General features: G+C 33.6%; 17 protein-coding genes. 7 read left to right on the forward strand and 10 right to left on the reverse strand.

The annotated features are described in order from the left end of the window. Positions 1 to 112: 112 nt before the first annotated feature. From GK51_RS00885 to alaS, 6 genes are all read right to left on the reverse strand, one after another. A complete protein-coding gene (locus tag GK51_RS00885) occupies positions 113 to 1,021 on the reverse strand; it encodes a tetratricopeptide repeat protein (protein WP_048331083.1) in 909 nt (302 codons plus the stop codon). Between the two features lie 79 nt (positions 1,022 to 1,100). Further along, on the reverse strand, positions 1,101 to 1,298 hold the full coding sequence (locus GK51_RS00890) for a hypothetical protein (RefSeq protein ID WP_048331085.1): 198 nt from the start codon (positions 1,296 to 1,298) through the stop codon (positions 1,101 to 1,103). 607 nt (positions 1,299 to 1,905) lie between these two features. After that, complete coding sequence (locus tag GK51_RS00900; RefSeq protein WP_048331089.1) at positions 1,906 to 2,433, reverse strand: DUF6252 family protein; 528 nt, start codon at positions 2,431 to 2,433, stop codon at positions 1,906 to 1,908. A 133-nt stretch (positions 2,434 to 2,566) separates the two neighbouring features. After that, entirely contained in the window at positions 2,567 to 3,532 is a 966-nt protein-coding gene (locus GK51_RS00905; protein WP_048331091.1) for a GSCFA domain-containing protein, read from the reverse strand. Next, on the reverse strand, positions 3,532 to 4,251 hold the full coding sequence (locus GK51_RS00910; RefSeq protein ID WP_053069191.1) for a tetratricopeptide repeat protein: 720 nt from the start codon (positions 4,249 to 4,251) through the stop codon (positions 3,532 to 3,534). Before GK51_RS00910 ends, GK51_RS00905 begins: the two co-directional genes overlap by 1 nt. Positions 4,252 to 4,357: 106 nt before the next feature. Then, complete coding sequence (gene alaS, locus GK51_RS00915; protein WP_048331094.1) at positions 4,358 to 6,970, reverse strand: alanine--tRNA ligase; 2,613 nt, start codon at positions 6,968 to 6,970, stop codon at positions 4,358 to 4,360. Between the two features lie 186 nt (positions 6,971 to 7,156). On the opposite strand from alaS, the gene GK51_RS00920 reads away from it, so the two are divergent. From GK51_RS00920 to GK51_RS00940, 5 genes are all read left to right on the forward strand, one after another. After that, positions 7,157 to 8,128, forward strand: coding sequence for a M23 family metallopeptidase (locus GK51_RS00920; protein ID WP_048331096.1), 972 nt, complete (start codon positions 7,157 to 7,159; stop codon positions 8,126 to 8,128). Beyond that, entirely contained in the window at positions 8,128 to 8,457 is a 330-nt protein-coding gene (locus GK51_RS00925) for a MerR family transcriptional regulator (RefSeq protein WP_048331098.1), read from the forward strand. Before GK51_RS00920 ends, GK51_RS00925 begins: the two co-directional genes overlap by 1 nt. A gap of 63 nt (positions 8,458 to 8,520) precedes the next feature. Beyond that, positions 8,521 to 9,117, forward strand: coding sequence for a LemA family protein (locus GK51_RS00930; RefSeq protein ID WP_048331100.1), 597 nt, complete (start codon positions 8,521 to 8,523; stop codon positions 9,115 to 9,117). 5 nt (positions 9,118 to 9,122) lie between these two features. Beyond that, the gene (locus tag GK51_RS00935; RefSeq protein ID WP_048331101.1) at positions 9,123 to 9,560 is read left to right on the forward strand and encodes a TPM domain-containing protein; all 438 of its coding nucleotides are present in this window, start codon (positions 9,123 to 9,125) and stop codon (positions 9,558 to 9,560) included. A gap of 9 nt (positions 9,561 to 9,569) precedes the next feature. After that, the gene (locus GK51_RS00940) at positions 9,570 to 10,406 is read left to right on the forward strand and encodes a TPM domain-containing protein (protein ID WP_082132687.1); all 837 of its coding nucleotides are present in this window, start codon (positions 9,570 to 9,572) and stop codon (positions 10,404 to 10,406) included. Positions 10,407 to 10,558: 152 nt separating this feature from the next. Here the strand turns inward: GK51_RS00940 and GK51_RS00945 are convergent, their stop codons facing one another. Together GK51_RS00945 and der are read right to left on the reverse strand one after the other, a co-directional pair. Next, entirely contained in the window at positions 10,559 to 13,363 is a 2,805-nt protein-coding gene (locus GK51_RS00945; protein WP_048331103.1) for an outer membrane beta-barrel protein, read from the reverse strand. A 187-nt stretch (positions 13,364 to 13,550) separates the two neighbouring features. Next, complete coding sequence (gene der, locus GK51_RS00950; protein ID WP_048331104.1) at positions 13,551 to 14,855, reverse strand: ribosome biogenesis GTPase Der; 1,305 nt, start codon at positions 14,853 to 14,855, stop codon at positions 13,551 to 13,553. Positions 14,856 to 14,985: 130 nt separating this feature from the next. On the opposite strand from der, the gene GK51_RS00955 reads away from it, so the two are divergent. After that, positions 14,986 to 15,483, forward strand: coding sequence for a hypothetical protein (locus GK51_RS00955; protein WP_048331105.1), 498 nt, complete (start codon positions 14,986 to 14,988; stop codon positions 15,481 to 15,483). Positions 15,484 to 15,589: 106 nt separating this feature from the next. Here GK51_RS00955 and era read toward each other — a convergent pair whose 3' ends face one another. Both era and GK51_RS00965 read right to left on the reverse strand, forming a co-directional pair. Continuing rightward, positions 15,590 to 16,471 carry a GTPase Era gene (gene era, locus GK51_RS00960; RefSeq protein WP_048331107.1) on the reverse strand — a complete coding sequence of 294 codons (882 nt, stop codon included), beginning with the start codon at positions 16,469 to 16,471 and terminating at the stop codon, positions 15,590 to 15,592. A gap of 26 nt (positions 16,472 to 16,497) precedes the next feature. After that, positions 16,498 to 16,956, reverse strand: coding sequence for an RNA methyltransferase (locus GK51_RS00965; protein ID WP_048331108.1), 459 nt, complete (start codon positions 16,954 to 16,956; stop codon positions 16,498 to 16,500). 386 nt (positions 16,957 to 17,342) lie between these two features. On the opposite strand from GK51_RS00965, the gene GK51_RS00970 reads away from it, so the two are divergent. Continuing rightward, the coding region (locus GK51_RS00970) for a hypothetical protein (protein ID WP_048331110.1) at positions 17,343 to 17,746 on the forward strand (404 nt) is incomplete at its 3' end.

A 17,746-nucleotide genomic window follows, 5' to 3' on the forward strand; every position in this document is an offset into this window, starting at 1 on the left:
TTGTACTTCACTTGATAGAACTGCATACTATCAATATTATTTGCAAATGCATAATAATAGGACATATTATGATAACCACTAACTCGAAGCTCATTAGCCTGAAAATCTTCCGCTAATTGTATTCCCTCATCCTAAAAAAACGCTTGGCTTTTCTAAAATTACCAGTTCTTAAATACAGATCGCCCAGATTTAAAGAAGAACTTGCTAAACCTCGATTATCTTGAATATTTCTGCGAATAATTAAAGATTTTTGCACATTTTCTATGGCTTCTTCATTTTGCCCAATAGAAGATAAAAACGCTCCGTAATTATTATATAAAGCACCTAATTCAGCATTCAAATTATTTGTTTTAGCAACCGAAATACCTTCTTTAAAATATTTGACACTATTTATCGTGTCTTTCATATGTAAATAGGCATTCGCTATATTATTGTAAGAGTTCGTTAGTAAAGAAATATCATTGATTTCTTTTGCTGTTTCCGCAATTTCTAAATGAGCTTTTAGCGCTTTATCATATTGTTTTAAACCTCTATAAATGTTAGCAATATTTCCTTTTAAAGCGCTAGCATACTTCAAATTGTTTTTTTGCTCATAAATCTCCAAGGCTTTTGTATTGTAAACAATAGCAGAATCTAATTGAAACGTATTTTGATAACAGAGACCTATTTTGTTAAAAAGACTTGCTAAACCAAGTGTATCTTTTAGCTTAGTTCTAATTTTTAGCGATTTATTATATTCCATCATGGCTTGATCATAATCTGCCAAACCGAAATGCAGAATACCAATATCGTTATGAGCTTGAGCCTCTCCTGCTTTATTTTTTGTTTCTTTAGAAAGTTGCAAAGCTAAATTACCATAAACAAAAGCCGAATCCACTGAAACTGTTCTAAAATACCAGCATAAATCGCTATAAGCCTTGACTTTTATAGAATCGGTCGGATTTTTAGAAATCTCTTGCTTTAGACTATCAATAATTTTTATGGGTGCTTGAGAAAACAAAAATGTATTTACAAATAACATTACAAGTATTAGAGTGCATTTCATAATTTAGATAAAAAAAAACTCAAAAAATTGAGCTTTATTAAATTTGTAATAAAGTTTAACGAGCTAAAGTCGATCCTTCTTTTGCCTTGAAAGTTATTTTTCTTTTACCATCTGCATCTGGCTGTTTGTTGTTTTCTCCTGGAAGATATTCTACAATAACCTCGTAGTCGTTAATGTCTGTCGAATAGTCTTTTTGTGGAGACGAAGCTAATGATGCTAAAAAGATCATAAAGGCTGCAATAATTTCGGTCATAATGTCATAATTTTAAATTTATCAAAAAAAATAAAAAATTAAATTTAGAACATAAAAATCTTCACGCCTAAAATAAAAACAATTAGAAATCTGCTAATAAATTTCTTCGAATATAATCTTTTTCGCTAAAAGCAACTCCTGTGTTATTTGAAAAAGTTTTTTAAGCAAACTCGTATTATAGTTTTCGAGGTAGTTGTTTTTCAGAGCAATTTCCTCATACGCCTTTGTTTTGAAAGCGATTTGCTCTTGCATATTTAAGTCCCATTTATATGCTGTTTTTTGAAACAACTTGGTTTGATAGAACACCCGAATGGAAGCTAAAATTATTATAAAGTTAAGGATAAATAAAGCTAGTAATAAAATCATACCAAACGTTTTAAGACATAAAAAAAACACCAATTAGGAAAAGCTTTTGGCCGTTCACAAAATTGATGTTTAGTTATATAATAATTAATAGCAATTTAAAATTACAATTAAATATGTGACATCAATTATTTTTTCGACCAACGGCTTTTTAAAAAAGATTAAGCGTAATAACCTACTATCATTACGCCCAATCTACACATCTCAACAACAAGATATTGCTAGTTAAGATTTTAATACAGTTTTAGAAAATTTGTTTTCCTAAATCAAATGTTCCTTCTGTGATATTTTTAACGGAATCATCATTTGCATTTTTACACTGAAAGAAAAATGTTCCTTTGATGCGATCATTCGTATTTTCAGAGACTTTTATTTCTCCAATAACACCTGAATTTTGATAAGGTGCACTCCATGTTTGCGAATTTGCTGGATTTGACACATTTGGCTCTATATAAGATGCCACAATAAAGACATTGCTATCCGTTATTTCATAAGTCCCTACACCATCAAAAGCATTAATGATCATGTTGAAGGCTTGAGTTGAAGAATTCCCTTGCAAGGTAACTGTCGTACTTGGACCTGCAGTTATTTGTGTTGCAGTGGATGTAATCTCTAAAGATTGAAATGATGAGCCATCTACTTTAGCCGTAATAACGCCTGAAGCGCCTCCTGAAGCTGCAGGATCGCCTCCATCGTCATCGCTTTTACATGCTGTAATTGAAATACATGATGCAATCATCATAAATACGGTAAATTGTTTTAAAGTTCTCATTGTTGAATATGTTTATGGTTTATAATAGTCCAAAATTGCAACAATAGAATTGTGAAATCAATACGATGAATGACGTATATTTTGAAATAGTGAGTAGTGAGTAGTGAGTAGTGAGTAGTGAGTAGATGAAAGATTAAAAAGAAATATGAGGGAAATCTGCATGGAGTTTTGCTTTTTTTTCTGATAGCTTTTTAAGAAATTTTAGTTGTGCTTCAGAATTTGGATTGAAAGGTTTATGCTGCATCCCTTTTTGAATCTCATCAACGGCATCCATAGTTTTCGATACATCTTCAGAAATCCAAACCATTTTAAAAGCATTCCAAATATAATTGATGGCTGTTTGATTGGGGTGAATCATATCATCTGCATAAAAGCGATAATCGCGTAATTCGTCCATCATCAATTCATAGGACGCGAAGTAAAACGATTGACGATTATCGATTGATGATTGCCGATTTAAGAATTCATGAATTGCCGTAATTAGATGTGCTTTGCTTTGTGTATTTTCAATAAAACCATCCTTTAAGTGTCTGATTGGCGACACGGTAAATAGCAAAGTAACTTCCGGATTTATAGATTGAACGGTTTCCACTATCTTTTTTAAAGATTCAACAATCTCGTCAACGGAAAGCAATTCCTTTGAGAATTGTTTCTGGGGAATTTTATGGCAATTAGCGACTACCTGTTCAGTTTCTAAATTACGGTATACCCAAGCGGTTCCTAAAGTAAAAACAATATGAGTGACGCTTTTAAGCTTTTCAACCGTTAACTGAATTTGCTCATTAAGTTGATTTATTAAAACGTCTTTATTTGAATTACTTAATTTGGAATGTACCTCAAAACAATGCCACTGTTCATTATGAAAAAATATGTGGTCTTCGGTATATACTTTCTCTTGAACAGCATTGGATATAAGATTTTCAATAGCTTTCGGCTGAAATAAAATTCCAAAGGGATTTTGAAGATTCTTAAATTTAAAATAATCTAATTTCTGACCTATATTTTCAACAAAACAAGAACCCAACAAAAGTACTTCAGATTTATAATCTATTGGATTATGCTGTTGTGGTTTTAATGGGATTTTTGTTTGAAGGTTCATTAGTCCGTTATTAATAGCTTATGATAAACCTGATATGGATAAATTTCATAAAAAACATTATCTTCATTTATGGTATTAAAACTATTTTCATTTGCCAAATTAATCCATTCTTTAGCCTTTTCTACATTACCAGTATTATAATAACATCTGGCTTTAAAATTCATAGCATCTCCGAAATTAGTATATACTAATAATGACATGTCAAAGCTTTCAATGGCTTCATTATAATTCCCAAGTTCATAATCTACAACACCTAAATAAAACCAATCTAAAAAATGACAACCCTCTTCTGGTGGGTTTTCAGGGAAATCTGCAAATTGTTGTGCTTTACTTTTCAGAAGAAAATCTTTAGCTTCTTCAAACTTATTCAGTTGCAGATAATTTAAAGCCAAGTAGAAATTATAAGTATGATCCATGACATATGAATCACCATATAATTCTTTCATAAGTTTAAACTCTTCAATGGATTCTTCATACTCTTTTGAAAAAATGCATTTCATAAATGCACTATAATCTAAATATTGTTTTTGATTATATAAAACGGCTTTTTCTAAATAGGGTTTTCCCAAACTATACTTTCGAGCTTTATATAATGGCATAGCCTTTTGTTGCCATAAATAGGCATCATCAGGTTTTATTTGCAAAGCTGAATCCAAATATATTTGACGTTCTTGAGAATACACGCCAAACTCATAAGCGCGATTTTTGTAGTTATCCATCTTTATAGAATCTTCACTGCTCAAAGAAATTGGTTTATTTAAAACCTTTACTTCCTTTTGAGTGCATGTAAACAAAATCAGAATAAATAACAAACTATATCTCATTCTATGAATTTAAATAGGTTTTAGCCTGTTCTAGAGCCTCTTCAATACCTTCTGGTTTTTTACCACCTGCAGTTGCAAAAAACGGTTGTCCACCACCACCACCTTGGATGTATTTCCCTAATTCTCTCACAATTTGTCCAGCATTAAATCCTTTACTGGCAACTAATTCTTTGGAAACATAACAGGACAATAATGCTTTCCCATCATTTTCAGCTCCAAATATTAAAAATAAATTATCAAACTGACTTCCTAATTCGAAACATAAATCTTTGATGCCTCCTGCATCTAAATCTATTTTTTTAGCTAAAAATTGAATCCCGTTTATTTCCGTTAATTCAGATTTTAAATCGCCTTTTAAATTTTTAGCTTTATCTTTTAACAAGCCTTCAATTTGCTTTTTCAGACTGCTATTTTCTTCTTGTAAATTTTGAAGTGCTTTAACAGGCTCATTATTATTTAATAGCACTTTCATGTCATTGAACGTTCTATTTACATCTACAAAATAATCTTTTAGAGCATCGTTGGTAATAGCTTCAATCCGACGGATTCCAGCTGCAACAGCACCTTCAGAAACAATCTTGAAAAACCAAATATCACCCGTATTTTTCACATGAGTTCCACCACATAATTCTATAGATTGTCCAAACCGAACCATACGAACCGTATCACCATATTTCTCGCCAAACAAAGCCATAGCTCCAGCTTCAATAGCTTGGTCCATTGGCATATTTCGTTGTTCTTGAAGTGGTAATTTTCCTGCAATACGTGCATTTACAAAATTCTCTACATCTCGTAATTCTTCAACAGAAAGTTTTGAGAAATGCGAAAAATCAAATCGTAAATATTTAGAATGTACTGCGCTTCCTTTCTGCTCCACATGCGTTCCTAAAACTTCTCGTAAAGCTTGATGTAATAAATGGGTTGCGGTATGATTACATTCGGTTCTGTAACGTTGTTTGGAATCTACTGTAGCAGTAAACGTATCTTCTAAATTATCCGGTAAATTTTTAGCAAAATGCATCACCACATTATTTTCTTTTTTGGTATCGAGAATATAAATAACGTTTCCGTTGGCATCCTCTAAATAGCCTTTATCTCCAACTTGCCCACCACCTTCTGCATAAAAAGGTGTTAAATTGAAAACAAGCTGATACATATCGCCATCTTTTTTAGAGGTCACTTTGCGGTAGCGTGTTATTTTAACTTTTGCTTCTAAAGCGTCATAGCCTATAAATTCCTGAACGGCATCATCTATTAAAATAGTCCAATCGTCTGTAGACATTTCACTAGCAGCACGCGAACGTTTTTTCTGCTTTTCTAAATGGGCTTTAAAACCTGCTTCGTCTAATTTCAATCCTTGTTCGGATAAAATTAAAGCGGTTAAATCAATTGGAAAACCGAATGTATCATATAATTCAAAAGCTTTTTCACCTGAAACCGTATCACCAGAGGTGCTTTTTACAATACCATCTAAAAGAACCAATCCTTGATCTAATGTTCTTAAAAACGATGCTTCCTCTTCTTTAATCACGTTTTCAATTAATTGCTTTTGCGATTTGAGTTCTGGAAAAGCATCTCCCATTTTCTTACTTAACACATCAACCAAACGGTAAATAAAAGGCTCTTTCTGATCTAAAAATGTAAAACTATAGCGAATGGCACGACGTAAAATTCTACGAATTACGTATCCAGCTCCAGTATTACTAGGTAATTGTCCATCTGCTATTGAAAATGCGACTGCACGCACATGATCTGAAATCACGCGAATAGCAACATCAACCTTTTCATCTTTGCCATAATCTTTATTTGTAATCGTTTCTATTTCACGGATAATGGGTGTAAAAACATCGGTATCATAATTGGACGTTACGCCTTGTAAAACCATACATAAACGTTCAAAACCCATTCCTGTATCTATATGCTTATTTGGTAGTGTTTCGAGGGAACCATTGGCTTTTCGGTTGTATTGCATAAATACCAAATTCCAAATTTCCACAACTTGCGGATGATCCATATTCACCAAATCTTTTCCAGATATTTTAGCTTTTTCTTCAGCCGAACGAATATCTACATGAATTTCACTACAAGGTCCACAAGGTCCTTGGTCGCCCATTTCCCAGAAATTATCTTTTTTATTTCCCATCAAAATCCGATCTTCAGAAATCAACCCTTTCCAAAAATCATAGGCTTCCTGATCCATTGGTGTGCCATCTTCTTCATCACCTTCAAAAACAGTTACATACAGAATATCTTTGTTTACTTTAAAGACTTCGGTTAGCAATTCCCATGCCCAAGCAATGGCTTCTTCCTTAAAATAATCGCCAAAACTCCAGTTTCCTAACATTTCAAAAAGCGTGTGGTGATACGTATCATAACCTACTTCTTCTAAATCATTATGCTTTCCAGAAACACGTAAGCATTTTTGAGAATCAGCAATTCGGCTATTTTTAGGTTCTGCATTGCCTAAAAAATATTCTTTAAAAGGTGCCATACCAGAATTTACAAACATTAATGTTGGATCATCCTTTAAAACCATTGGTGCAGATGGCACAATGCTATGTTGCTTATCCTTAAAAAATTGCAAAAATGTTGCGCGTATATCTTGAGACTTCATAACTGAAAATGGGTTGTAAGCTTTTGTTAAAATTCTGCCATGTGCTAAACAATTTATATATTTACTCTTCAAATTTTTAAAAACATAAAGTAGTGAGTACGTCTACATATTTTTAAATAACACTAATTCTAGCAGAATAGTTAAAAAATTTATTCTAATTAACTGCAAAAATAGTAAATTTAGCCAATGAGTAAGGTAAAATATTATTACGATTCTGAAACGCTCTCTTACCGCAAAATTGAGCGCAGGAAAAGACGTACTTTTAAATTCGTTGCGCTATTTATTTTAGCCGCTGGATTGTTTGGATTTTTAACCATGTTTATTACCAGTCAATATATTGAATCGCCTAAAGAAAAAGCTTTAAAACGCGAACTTTCTAATATGCAATTGCAATACCAATTATTGAATAAAAAAATGGATCAAGCGCAACTGGTTCTAGAAGATGTTGCCAATCGTGACAATCATATTTACCGTTTATATTTTGAGGCAAACCCGATTCCTGACGAACAACGTCGTGCTGGTTTTGGTGGTGTAAACCGTTATAAAAACTTGGAAGGCTTTGATAATTCTAAACTTATAGTAGAAAGTAATAAGCGGATTGATATGCTACAAAAGCAAATTGTGGTACAATCCAAATCATTAGATGAAATAGCAAAATTAGCGGAAGAAAAAGAAAAACTTCTGGCTGCAATTCCTGCCATTCAACCGGTAAGCAATGAAGATTTAACACGCATGGCTTCTGGTTATGGTTATCGAACCGATCCTTTTACCAAAGTTAGAAAATTTCATTATGGCATGGATTTTACGGCACCTCGTGGCACACCTGTTTATGCCTCTGGTGATGGCGTTGTTATTCGTGCAGATAGCCAATCGTCTGGATATGGAAATCACATTCGAATAGATCATGGCTTTGGCTACGTTAGTTTGTACGCCCATTTATATAAGTACAACGTTAAAAAAAATCAGAAAGTAAAACGTGGCGATTTAATTGGTTTTGTTGGAAACACAGGTCGTTCTGAAGCTGCTCATTTACATTATGAAATTTTTAAGGATGATGAACGCATCAATCCATTAAATTTCTATTACGGGAATCTTTCTGCTGAAGAATTTGACGAGCTTTTAAAACATGCCACACTTGAAAACCAATCTTTAGACTAATGCATATCAATTTACCCGAAAAACGTTATTATGGAATTGGTGAAGTGGCCAAGGCTTTTCATGTAAACACCTCGTTAATCCGCTTTTGGGAAAAGGAATTTGACGTATTACAACCTAAAAAAAATGCGAAAGGTAATCGGAAATTCACACCTGAAGATATTCAAAATCTCAAACTTATCTTTCATTTAGTAAAGGAACGTGGTTTTACTTTAGATGGTGCAAAAATTCACCTTAAAGAAGAAAAACAGCAAACGCTTAATAATTTTGAAATCATAACGAAATTAGAAAACATCAAGGCACAACTCGTTAAAATAAAAGAACAGTTGTAACATTTGGGCATAAATAACAACTAATAAATACAAACTTTACACAAACACTAAAAACAACTTATTATGAAAAAATGGTTAATTCCCGTTATAATTATTGGAGTTATTGCTGTAGCAATTTACTCTTGGGCTGTTGGATTTAATAACACAGCAGTAGAATATGAAGCAGATGCTAAAACAGCTTGGGCTGATGTAGAAAGCTCATATCAACGCAGAAATGATCTTATTGGAAACTTGGTGAAAACGGTTCAAGGTGCTGCCGATTTTGAACGTACCACTTTAACCGAAGTTATAGAGGCACGTGCAAAAGCAACATCTACAACTATCGATGCTAGTAACTTAACAGCCGAAAATATGGCGCAATTTCAACAAGCACAATCTGGTTTAAGTGGCGCCTTATCTAAATTATTGGTGTCTGTAGAACGTTACCCAGAATTGAAAGCGAATCAGAATTTCTTGGAATTACAGTCTCAATTAGAAGGCACTGAAAACCGCATTAATGTGGCAAGAGACCGTTATAATGAATCGGTTAACATTTATGACAAACATATTTCAAAATTCCCAGGAAGCTTTTTAGCAGGAATATTTGGATTTGAAGATATGCCAAGATATAAAGCAGATCCTGGAAGTGAAAATGCACCAGACGTTGACTTTGAATTTTAAGAACTATGTCTAAAATTGAAGATTTTTTAACCGCAGACGAAGAGCAAGAAATCATTGCTGCTATTCGCGAAGCTGAAAAGAATACATCTGGAGAAATCCGTGTGCATTTAGAAAAAACATCAAAAATTGATGTCTTTGATCGTGCAATGGAAGTTTTTCATTATCTAAAAATGGATAATACGAAACAGCAAAATGGCGTATTAATTTATGTGGCTGTTGAAGATAGAAACTTTGTAATATTCGGTGATAACGGTATTAATGATGTGGTTTCTAACGATTTTTGGGATACGACTCGAAATGCCATTCAAACCCAATTTAAGCAAGGTAATTTCAAACAAGGATTAATAGATGGTATTTTAAAAGCTGGCAAAGCTTTAGAACAGCATTTTCCTTGGGAACACAATGATAAAAATGAATTACCGGATACTATTTCAAAAGGATAAAAGCAAAACATGCCTAATTTAAACAAACACATATTTACACGTTTAACTTTGAAACAGTTTAGCCTTATTTGTGCTATGCTCTTTTTGGGTATGCAATCTGTTTTGGCACAGTTTACTATTCCAGAAATTCCTAAAGAGCAAACGAGTGTTTATGATTATATTGGTTTGCTATCGGTTGACGAAAAAAGCAGTTTGGAAAACAAACTCATTAAATATTCTGACACAACTTCCACCCAAATAGTTGTTGCTATTATTTCATCTACCAATGGTGAAAATATCAATTATTTGGGTGCACAATGGGGAGAAAAATGGGGAATTGGACAAGCCAAAGAAGACAACGGTGTTCTAATTTTATTGGCACGCGATGATAGAAAAATAGCAATCAACACAGCTGATGGCATGGAGCATTTACTTACAGACGCCATGAGTAAACGCATTATTGAAAATGACATCATCCCCTACTTTAAAAACAACGATTATCCAGGCGGTTTAAATCGTGGTGCTGAAGCTATATTTGAGGTTATGACAGGTGAGTACAAAGGGTCTCGACAAAGCAATAATTCCGATGGTTTCCCGATAGGTGCTATGCTACCCTTTCTTATTGTCGTCTTCTTTATTATTATTTCTATTTATAAAAATAGACGAGGTGGCGGCAAAGGTGGTTCTGGAAGTAATAAATCTGGCGGATTCAGTATTTTAGATGCTATTATTTTAAGTAACATGGGACGTGGAAGTTTTGGTGGCAGTTCATCTGGCGGATTTGGCGGTTCTTCTTCTGGAGGAGGCTTTGGAGGCGGTTTCGGTGGAGGCAGCTTTGGAGGTGGTGGTGCTTCTGGAGGCTGGTAGTTGTTAGTTGTTAGTTGTTAGTTGTTAGTTGTTAGTTGTTAGTTGTTAGTTGTTAGTTGTTAGTTGTTAGTTGTTAGTGAAAAATAATAAAGCCATTTTAGTTCATGCTAAAATGGCTTTATTATTTAAAAAATTGTGTTTACAATTAAGGGTTAATCCCAATAAAAACTATCATCATCAGTTTCTCCTTTTTTTCCTAAACTATTAAATTTCCAACTGAAGCTTAACATAAAGTATTGCTCTAAAACCGTACTTTGTGAATCCTGAATGTAGTTCTGTGTAGCTGTTCGTCTGGCATTGGTATTCTGATTTAATAAATCATATACCTTCAAGGTTACGGTTCCTGCATCTTTTAAAACAGAATAGGCTAAAGTAGAATTCCAAAACCACGCACTTTTCTGAAAGCCTGGACCAATATTTGGATTATAATTAAAAGCAACATCATTTCGCCATTCAAACTTTTTAGGTAAAAATAATGCTGATGATAGGTTTAAATTATGCTCTAAAAATTCACGATCTTCAAATTCCGCCAAATCATAGGTGTTTTTCGTAAATGAAACCGAATAACGTGGTCTAAATTCCATTATGTCTTTCCATGTAAAGCGCAGACCAAGTTGAGGTGACAATGCACGAACTTGACTGGCATATTGCACATCATTATTAAAGTTGATGTTTCTACTAAAATTTCCATTAACTCCAAAGCTTACTTTCAAGGTTTTTAAACTATCCAGTTTAACATCCTTACTGTAATCCAAATAGGCATACATTCTATAATTTCCATCAACGTTAGCATAGGTTGTGGTTCTAACAAAATTTTCGTCAATAGTAGTTTTTGCTACCACTTGATTTTCGGTAATATTTCCTCCTACATAACTATAAAAACCTGTTCGTTTTTGCCAGTCGAAAGCATTAAAACCCAAATTAATTCGATGATCATTGGACGGTTCCAAATTAGGATTACCAACAATAGTATTCAACGGATCAGACACATTTTCAAAGGCTTGCAATTGTCTTAACTGTGGCGGTTGATTATTCAATCTATAACTAGACCAAAAAGACGCCTTCGGGCTAAACTTATACCGTAAATAGGCGTTTAGTTCACCAGCCTCAAATTCGCGCTTTATGTTCAGTTCTGGTCGCAATAAATCCGTGTTTTCTAATGTTCTATAAATATAATTGAAGCCAACATTCGCGGACCAAACTTTATTTCGATAACTAATGCCCAAACCAGGAACCATGCGTTCATCTAAATATTCAAAATCGGTACTCTGATCTTCATTAAAAACAGAATAATTACCAGCTCCATCTAAATCAAATGTGCTTTTGGTATCGGTACTTTTATCACGTGCATACTCATACTCGAAATCCAAGAATAATTCTTTAGCAATTAAAGGCAATCTGTAATTAACACTGGAGCGGAAATTATTAACATCACCATCTCCATTTGTAATTTGGTCACGAGAAATCTGATCAATCAATACAAAATCCTCATTTCCTGGATTAGTAACATCCAAACCATACACATTGGTTAATGAGGTTAAAAAATCTTCAGATTCACGCGTATTAATTTCATTGGTTAAACTCACACGAATAAACGCACCTCTATCTCCAAAGCGTTTCGTCATATTAATATTGTTTCTGAAATTTTGACCTGTATTTTCAACGAAGGAATTGGTATTCGATTCGTTTGTCAAAATATTTTCATCGTTTAAAGATTCTTCTTCAGCATTATAGGTATTAGTACTTTTGAAGTATCGAAAGGATGGATCAATATTAATTAAGAATGTAGAATCTACTGCAATATCAAATCCTAAATTAGCAGAGTGACTATCACTATCATTATAGGTGCTTGAAATAGAATTGGTAAAATATCTAGAATCTGGTAAAATATTTTCACGTTGGGTAGCTGTTTTATTTTCGGAACTACTTCCAGAGTAAAAATAATCAGCAGAAACATCAGTTTTCTCACCTATTTTATCGGCATAATTTACGCCTGCATTTTGCGATTTGGTAATACCTTCTCCTCCACCAAAGGAGCGACCATCAATTGTGAATGAGCCATTTCCTGACATAGACATGCTATTTCCACCACCAAACATTTTACGAATTTCACCAAAACTAAAACCTGGCGAATTGATATTATTTCCACCTGCCAAAACACTCACGCGTCTGTCGTTATCAAAATAATTTAGCATTCCTGCACCTTCATAACGGTCGTCCGTTCCTGCTCCTGCTGCCACACGTCCAAAAACACCTTTGTTATTTTCTTCCTTTATGGTTAAGTTAATGGTTTTGTTTTCGCCATCTACTTCTTCACCCGAAAAGGCTTCCGATTTGGTTTTGGTATCAACGACTTGAATTTTTTCAATTAGCTCTTTGGTTAAGTTTTTAGTAGTAATAGTTGGATCATCACCAAAAAACGGTTTTCCGTTTACGAGAATTTTATTGACCTCTTTACCATTAATTTTTATTTTACCATCTTCATCTACTTCTACACCTGGTAATTCTTTTAATAAATCTTCAACCGTAGCATCCTTTTTGGTTTTAAATGAACTGACATTGAATTCTAAGGTATCCTTTTTAATCGTAATTGGTGCTGCGGATTTAATTACAACTTCATCCAAAGCATTACTGACTTCTAGATTGATAGTTTTCAAATCGACCATAGGATTATCTAACGTAATCAATTGGGAATAGGCTTTATACCCAACATACGAAACATATAATTTAACGGATTTATCTGAAATCCGATCTTCAAGATTAAATTTCCCTTCTTTATCTGAAATAGTGTAAGTAATAACTGTGCTATCTGTTAGACGCTCTAAGTGAACGGTTGCAGATTCCAATGGAACTTGGTCATCCATTGCTATTATATTTCCTGATATTTGAATGGGTCTGGATTGCGAAAAAGCCACTGATATAGCTAAAAAAGCGAGAATAAAGAATAAATTCTTCATGATTTGATTGATGATTTTGGTTGGGTTTTTAAGGGAACGAATATATATTGTTTAAAGTATGAAGGGTCTTAAAAAAAACTTAAACTTTTGTTATAAAATCCTACAGATAAGAACCTAAACCAAACAAAAAAACCCACTTACATGAGTAAATGGGTTTCTTTAAATATGATTTATTTTTAAATGCGAGTTACTTTTTACGCATATATACACTAACCGGAACGCCATTAAAGTCAAAATGTTCGCGTAGTTTGTTTTCTAGGAATCGTTTGTAACCATCTCTCACATATTGCGGTAAATTACAGAAAAAAGCAAATTGCGGTTGTGGCGTTGGCAACTGCATTATGTATTTAATTTTCACAAATTTTCCTTTGTAAGCAGGTGGTGGATAATTTTCAATTATTGGTAACATAATTTCATTCAGCTTGCTGGTTTTAATCTTTTTATTTCGATTATTATAAACCTCAACAGCTGTTTCAATTGCCTTATAAATACGTTGTTTGTTTAATACAGAAATGAAAACAATGGGCACATCTGTAAACGGCTCCATTTCTTCTCTGATGTGTTTTTCAAACTCCTTGGTTGTTTTGGTATCTTTTTCTACTAAATCCCATTTATTAACCAAAATAACAATCCCTTTTCGGTTGCGTTCGGCTAACCAAAATATATTTTGTACTTGTCCGTCAAAACCACGTGTAGCATCCAATACAACCAAACAAACATCTGAATGTTCAATAGCACGCACGCTTCGCATAACGGAATAAAATTCTAAATCCTCTTTTACTTTCGATTTCTTACGAATTCCAGCTGTATCAACCAGATTAAATTCGAAACCAAAGCGGTTGTATTTAGTGTCTATAGAATCACGTGTTGTACCAGCAACATCTGTAACTATATATCTATCCTCGCCAATTAAGGCATTTATAAAAGATGATTTCCCAGCATTTGGACGACCAACCACAGCAAAACGCGGCAATTCGGCTTCTTCTAAAATTTCTTTTTCAGGCAAAGCTTCCACCAAAGCATCCAACAAATCACCTGTTCCACTACCATTAATGCTGGCAATGTTGAAATAATCGCCTAAACCTAATGAATAGAATTCAACTGCATCTTCAGCACGTTTATTATTATCTACTTTATTGACAACTAAAAAAACCGGCTTCGTGACTTTGCGTAACAACTTGGCAACATCTTCATCCATGCCAGTTACGCCAGATTCCACATCAACCATAAAAATAATAGCATCAGCTTCATCAATAGCTATTTCGACTTGCTTATCAATTTCCGCTTCAAAAACATCATCACTTCCTTTTACGTAACCTCCCGTGTCAATCAATGAAAACTCACGACCATTCCAGTCACTTTTTCCATAATGACGGTCTCTGGTTACACCACTTGTGGCATCCACAATAGCTTCTCTACGTTGAATTAAACGGTTAAAGAATGTGGACTTTCCAACATTTGGACGACCAACTATGGCAACTATATTACTCATCTTATTACAAAATTTGGTGCAAATATAATGATAAGCTAATGATTTCGTTATATTTAGTGCATGTTTAAAATATGTATTTTTTAAATAGGTTTCGGGTTTCGTAATTTAAAAACTTAATAGTCAGACAATAATGAGTTTACATAAAGATGATATTGTGCTACGTCCACGCTTTAAAACAGAATTACCGCAACCCAATACAGCCGTTATTCAGCTTTTTGCCGACGCTAAAAAAACGCAAACCGACTATGTAATTTCCATTATTGACGATCATATTTTTTTAAAACTCCCGAAACACAAACAGCATTTTTGGTCGCCTCAACTCCATTTAGAAATTAATGAAGTGAACCACGAAACCGCTATGCTTCATGGATTATTTGGACCGAACCCAACGGTTTGGACCATGTTTATGTTTTTTCATTTTATTATTGGTGGCTTGTTTATTGGATTTGGCATTTGGGCTTATAGCAATTGGACTTTAGATAATGAATACGCAATTCAAGTTGGCGTCATGGTTTTAATGGTCATTCTCTGGATAGGCATGTATTTCGCTGGACGCATAGGTCGGGATTCTAGCAAGGACCAAATGCATGAGTTACATGATTTTATGAAGAAAATTATAGGAGAGTAATTACCAACCAAAATTCTTTTCTCGATACAAATTTCACGCTCTAAAATCGTGAAATTCACTCGAACTGACGAATTTAAATTAGAAGAATACTTAAAAGAAAATGAGCTTATTGATTATACCCAAAACGCTTTAATTGTCGCTGATTACTACGCCAATTTTTATTCACTTTTACGTACAATTCCAAGTGGACTTGTTTTCCGAAAAATTTCTCTAAATCTTTTCTAGCTTCCACACCTACGCGTTTTAAAGCCGAGCCTTTATGGCCAATAATAATCCCTTTTTGGGTTTCGCGCTCTACCATAATTACGGCTCGCATACGGATAATTGCGTCTTCTTCAAAAAACTCTTCCGTATCGATTTCAACCGCATATGGAATTTCTTTTTTGTAATGCAAGAGGATTTTCTCACGAATGATTTCGTTAACGAAAAAACGTTCAGGTTTATCCGTTAACTGATCTTTTGGATAAAAAGGTGGTGATTCTGGGAGTAATTCGATAATTCTATCAAACACTTCACGAACACCAAAACCTTCTAAAGCAGAAACAGCCATTATTTCAGCATTTGGAACTTTAGCTGCCCATAACTGAACTTGTTCTTCAAGTTGCCCTTGATCTGATGTATCAATTTTATTTAAGAGTAATAAAACAGGAATCGTAGAATTGGTAATGCGGTTGAAAAACGCTTCATCTTTCAGTTCTTTTTCACCTATTTCAACCATGTAAATAAGCACATCTGCATCATCAAAAGCCGATTTTACAAAATCCATCATGGATTCCTGCATTTCATAAGCAGGTTTAATAATTCCTGGTGTATCTGATAAAACCATCTGAAAATCATCACCATTAACAATACCCAAAATACGATGACGCGTAGTTTGCGCCTTGGAGGTAATAATGGATAGTTTTTCGCCAATAAAGGCATTCATTAATGTGGACTTCCCAACATTTGGGTTACCAATAATATTTACAAATCCAGCTTTATGACTCATACTCTTGAGGTTTTATAGTGGCAAAGTTACGACCTTGGTTTATTTATTCCTCTATCATACATAACAATACTTCCAGCTACGGATACGTTTAGGCTTAATTCCGACTTGAATTTAATTAAAAAATGGCTCGCTTCAATGGCTTGATTGGACAAACCATGATCTTCAGCCCCTAACAAATACACACAGCGTCTTGGATGATGAAAGGTTTCTAAATTTTCGGCATCGTCTGTTAATTCCACACCAACAATTCGGGCACCTTTAGGAAGGTTTTTTAGAAAATCGTCAAAGGTTTCATAATGAAAATACGGCATAGCTTTTACGGCATTATGTGTATCGCAAGCTTGTTTGGCATAGCGATTTCCGATAGTAAATATAAAACTAGCACCTAGGTTTTGAGCCGAACGCCATAGCACACCTAGGTTTTCTGGTGTTTTACCATTTTGAATACCAATACCGAAAAACTCATTTTCAAAGTTATTACTCATGGCTGCAATTTAGTGAAAATTGAAAAAATGGAATTATAAATATGCGAAAACGGTATGGGTTTGATTTTAGGGGAAATGGGTTAGATTTGTTTATATTTATATAAAATAAGAAACACTTAAAAAATACACGGAGAAATAATTCAGTTTTTTAATATTAAACACATCAATATTCAAGAGTTCATGAAAGTAAATCATTTCCGAAACAAACAATCCTTGTTGAAAGCGGAGAGCAACAATACACTCTGTCTTTTTAAAAGAAAAAATAGAACTTCTTAAATTTTGCAAATTAAAAGTTTAATGATGAGTCATCTCGTTATTTTCGAGTCTAAAAAGAATTGTGTTAAAATTAAACTATTAGATACTACTGTGGTAAAATCAAATAAAAAATGAAAAATAAATTAACATTCGTATTTCTACTCGTACTCCAATTCGTATTTCCACAACAATATGATTCAGTAATAGTTGAACAGGACAGTATTGACACCAATAATCAAGTTTATAAAACTGGAAACGTTTATATTTTAGATTACGAAATAATCGAAAACGGTGTTTCAAAAAAACTAAAATCAAATTCTAGAGGAGCTTTTGAATTAGTTCAAAAAAATTCTGACTCCATTGGAATTGATAAAATCCATTTATTAATTAAACCATCTGTAGATTCCTTAAGAACAAATGAAAACCAAACACAAATATCGTATTTACAAGGACCTACATTTAGTTCTTCTTCTTCAACAGGTGTAGTTGATAATTCAGAGAATGTTTGGATTCATCCTATTAGAAGTGGTTTTTT

The sequence above is a fragment of the Bizionia psychrotolerans genome (genome assembly GCF_001039595.1).

Coding starts and splice junctions, on each gene's coding strand:
- GK51_RS00885 (WP_048331083.1), bottom strand. CDS start 1,021: ATGTTATTTGTAAATACATTTTTGTTTTCTCAAGCACCCATAAAAATT.
- GK51_RS00890 (WP_048331085.1), bottom strand. CDS start 1,298: ATGACCGAAATTATTGCAGCCTTTATGATCTTTTTAGCATCATTAGCT.
- GK51_RS00900 (WP_048331089.1), bottom strand. CDS start 2,433: ATGAGAACTTTAAAACAATTTACCGTATTTATGATGATTGCATCATGT.
- GK51_RS00905 (WP_048331091.1), bottom strand. CDS start 3,532: ATGAACCTTCAAACAAAAATCCCATTAAAACCACAACAGCATAATCCA.
- GK51_RS00910 (WP_053069191.1), bottom strand. CDS start 4,251: ATGGATAACTACAAAAATCGCGCTTATGAGTTTGGCGTGTATTCTCAA.
- alaS (WP_048331094.1), bottom strand. CDS start 6,970: ATGAAGTCTCAAGATATACGCGCAACATTTTTGCAATTTTTTAAGGAT.
- GK51_RS00920 (WP_048331096.1), top strand. CDS start 7,157: ATGAGTAAGGTAAAATATTATTACGATTCTGAAACGCTCTCTTACCGC.
- GK51_RS00925 (WP_048331098.1), top strand. CDS start 8,128: ATGCATATCAATTTACCCGAAAAACGTTATTATGGAATTGGTGAAGTG.
- GK51_RS00930 (WP_048331100.1), top strand. CDS start 8,521: ATGAAAAAATGGTTAATTCCCGTTATAATTATTGGAGTTATTGCTGTA.
- GK51_RS00935 (WP_048331101.1), top strand. CDS start 9,123: ATGTCTAAAATTGAAGATTTTTTAACCGCAGACGAAGAGCAAGAAATC.
- GK51_RS00940 (WP_082132687.1), top strand. CDS start 9,570: ATGCCTAATTTAAACAAACACATATTTACACGTTTAACTTTGAAACAG.
- GK51_RS00945 (WP_048331103.1), bottom strand. CDS start 13,363: ATGAAGAATTTATTCTTTATTCTCGCTTTTTTAGCTATATCAGTGGCT.
- der (WP_048331104.1), bottom strand. CDS start 14,855: ATGAGTAATATAGTTGCCATAGTTGGTCGTCCAAATGTTGGAAAGTCC.
- GK51_RS00955 (WP_048331105.1), top strand. CDS start 14,986: ATGAGTTTACATAAAGATGATATTGTGCTACGTCCACGCTTTAAAACA.
- era (WP_048331107.1), bottom strand. CDS start 16,471: ATGAGTCATAAAGCTGGATTTGTAAATATTATTGGTAACCCAAATGTT.
- GK51_RS00965 (WP_048331108.1), bottom strand. CDS start 16,956: ATGAGTAATAACTTTGAAAATGAGTTTTTCGGTATTGGTATTCAAAAT.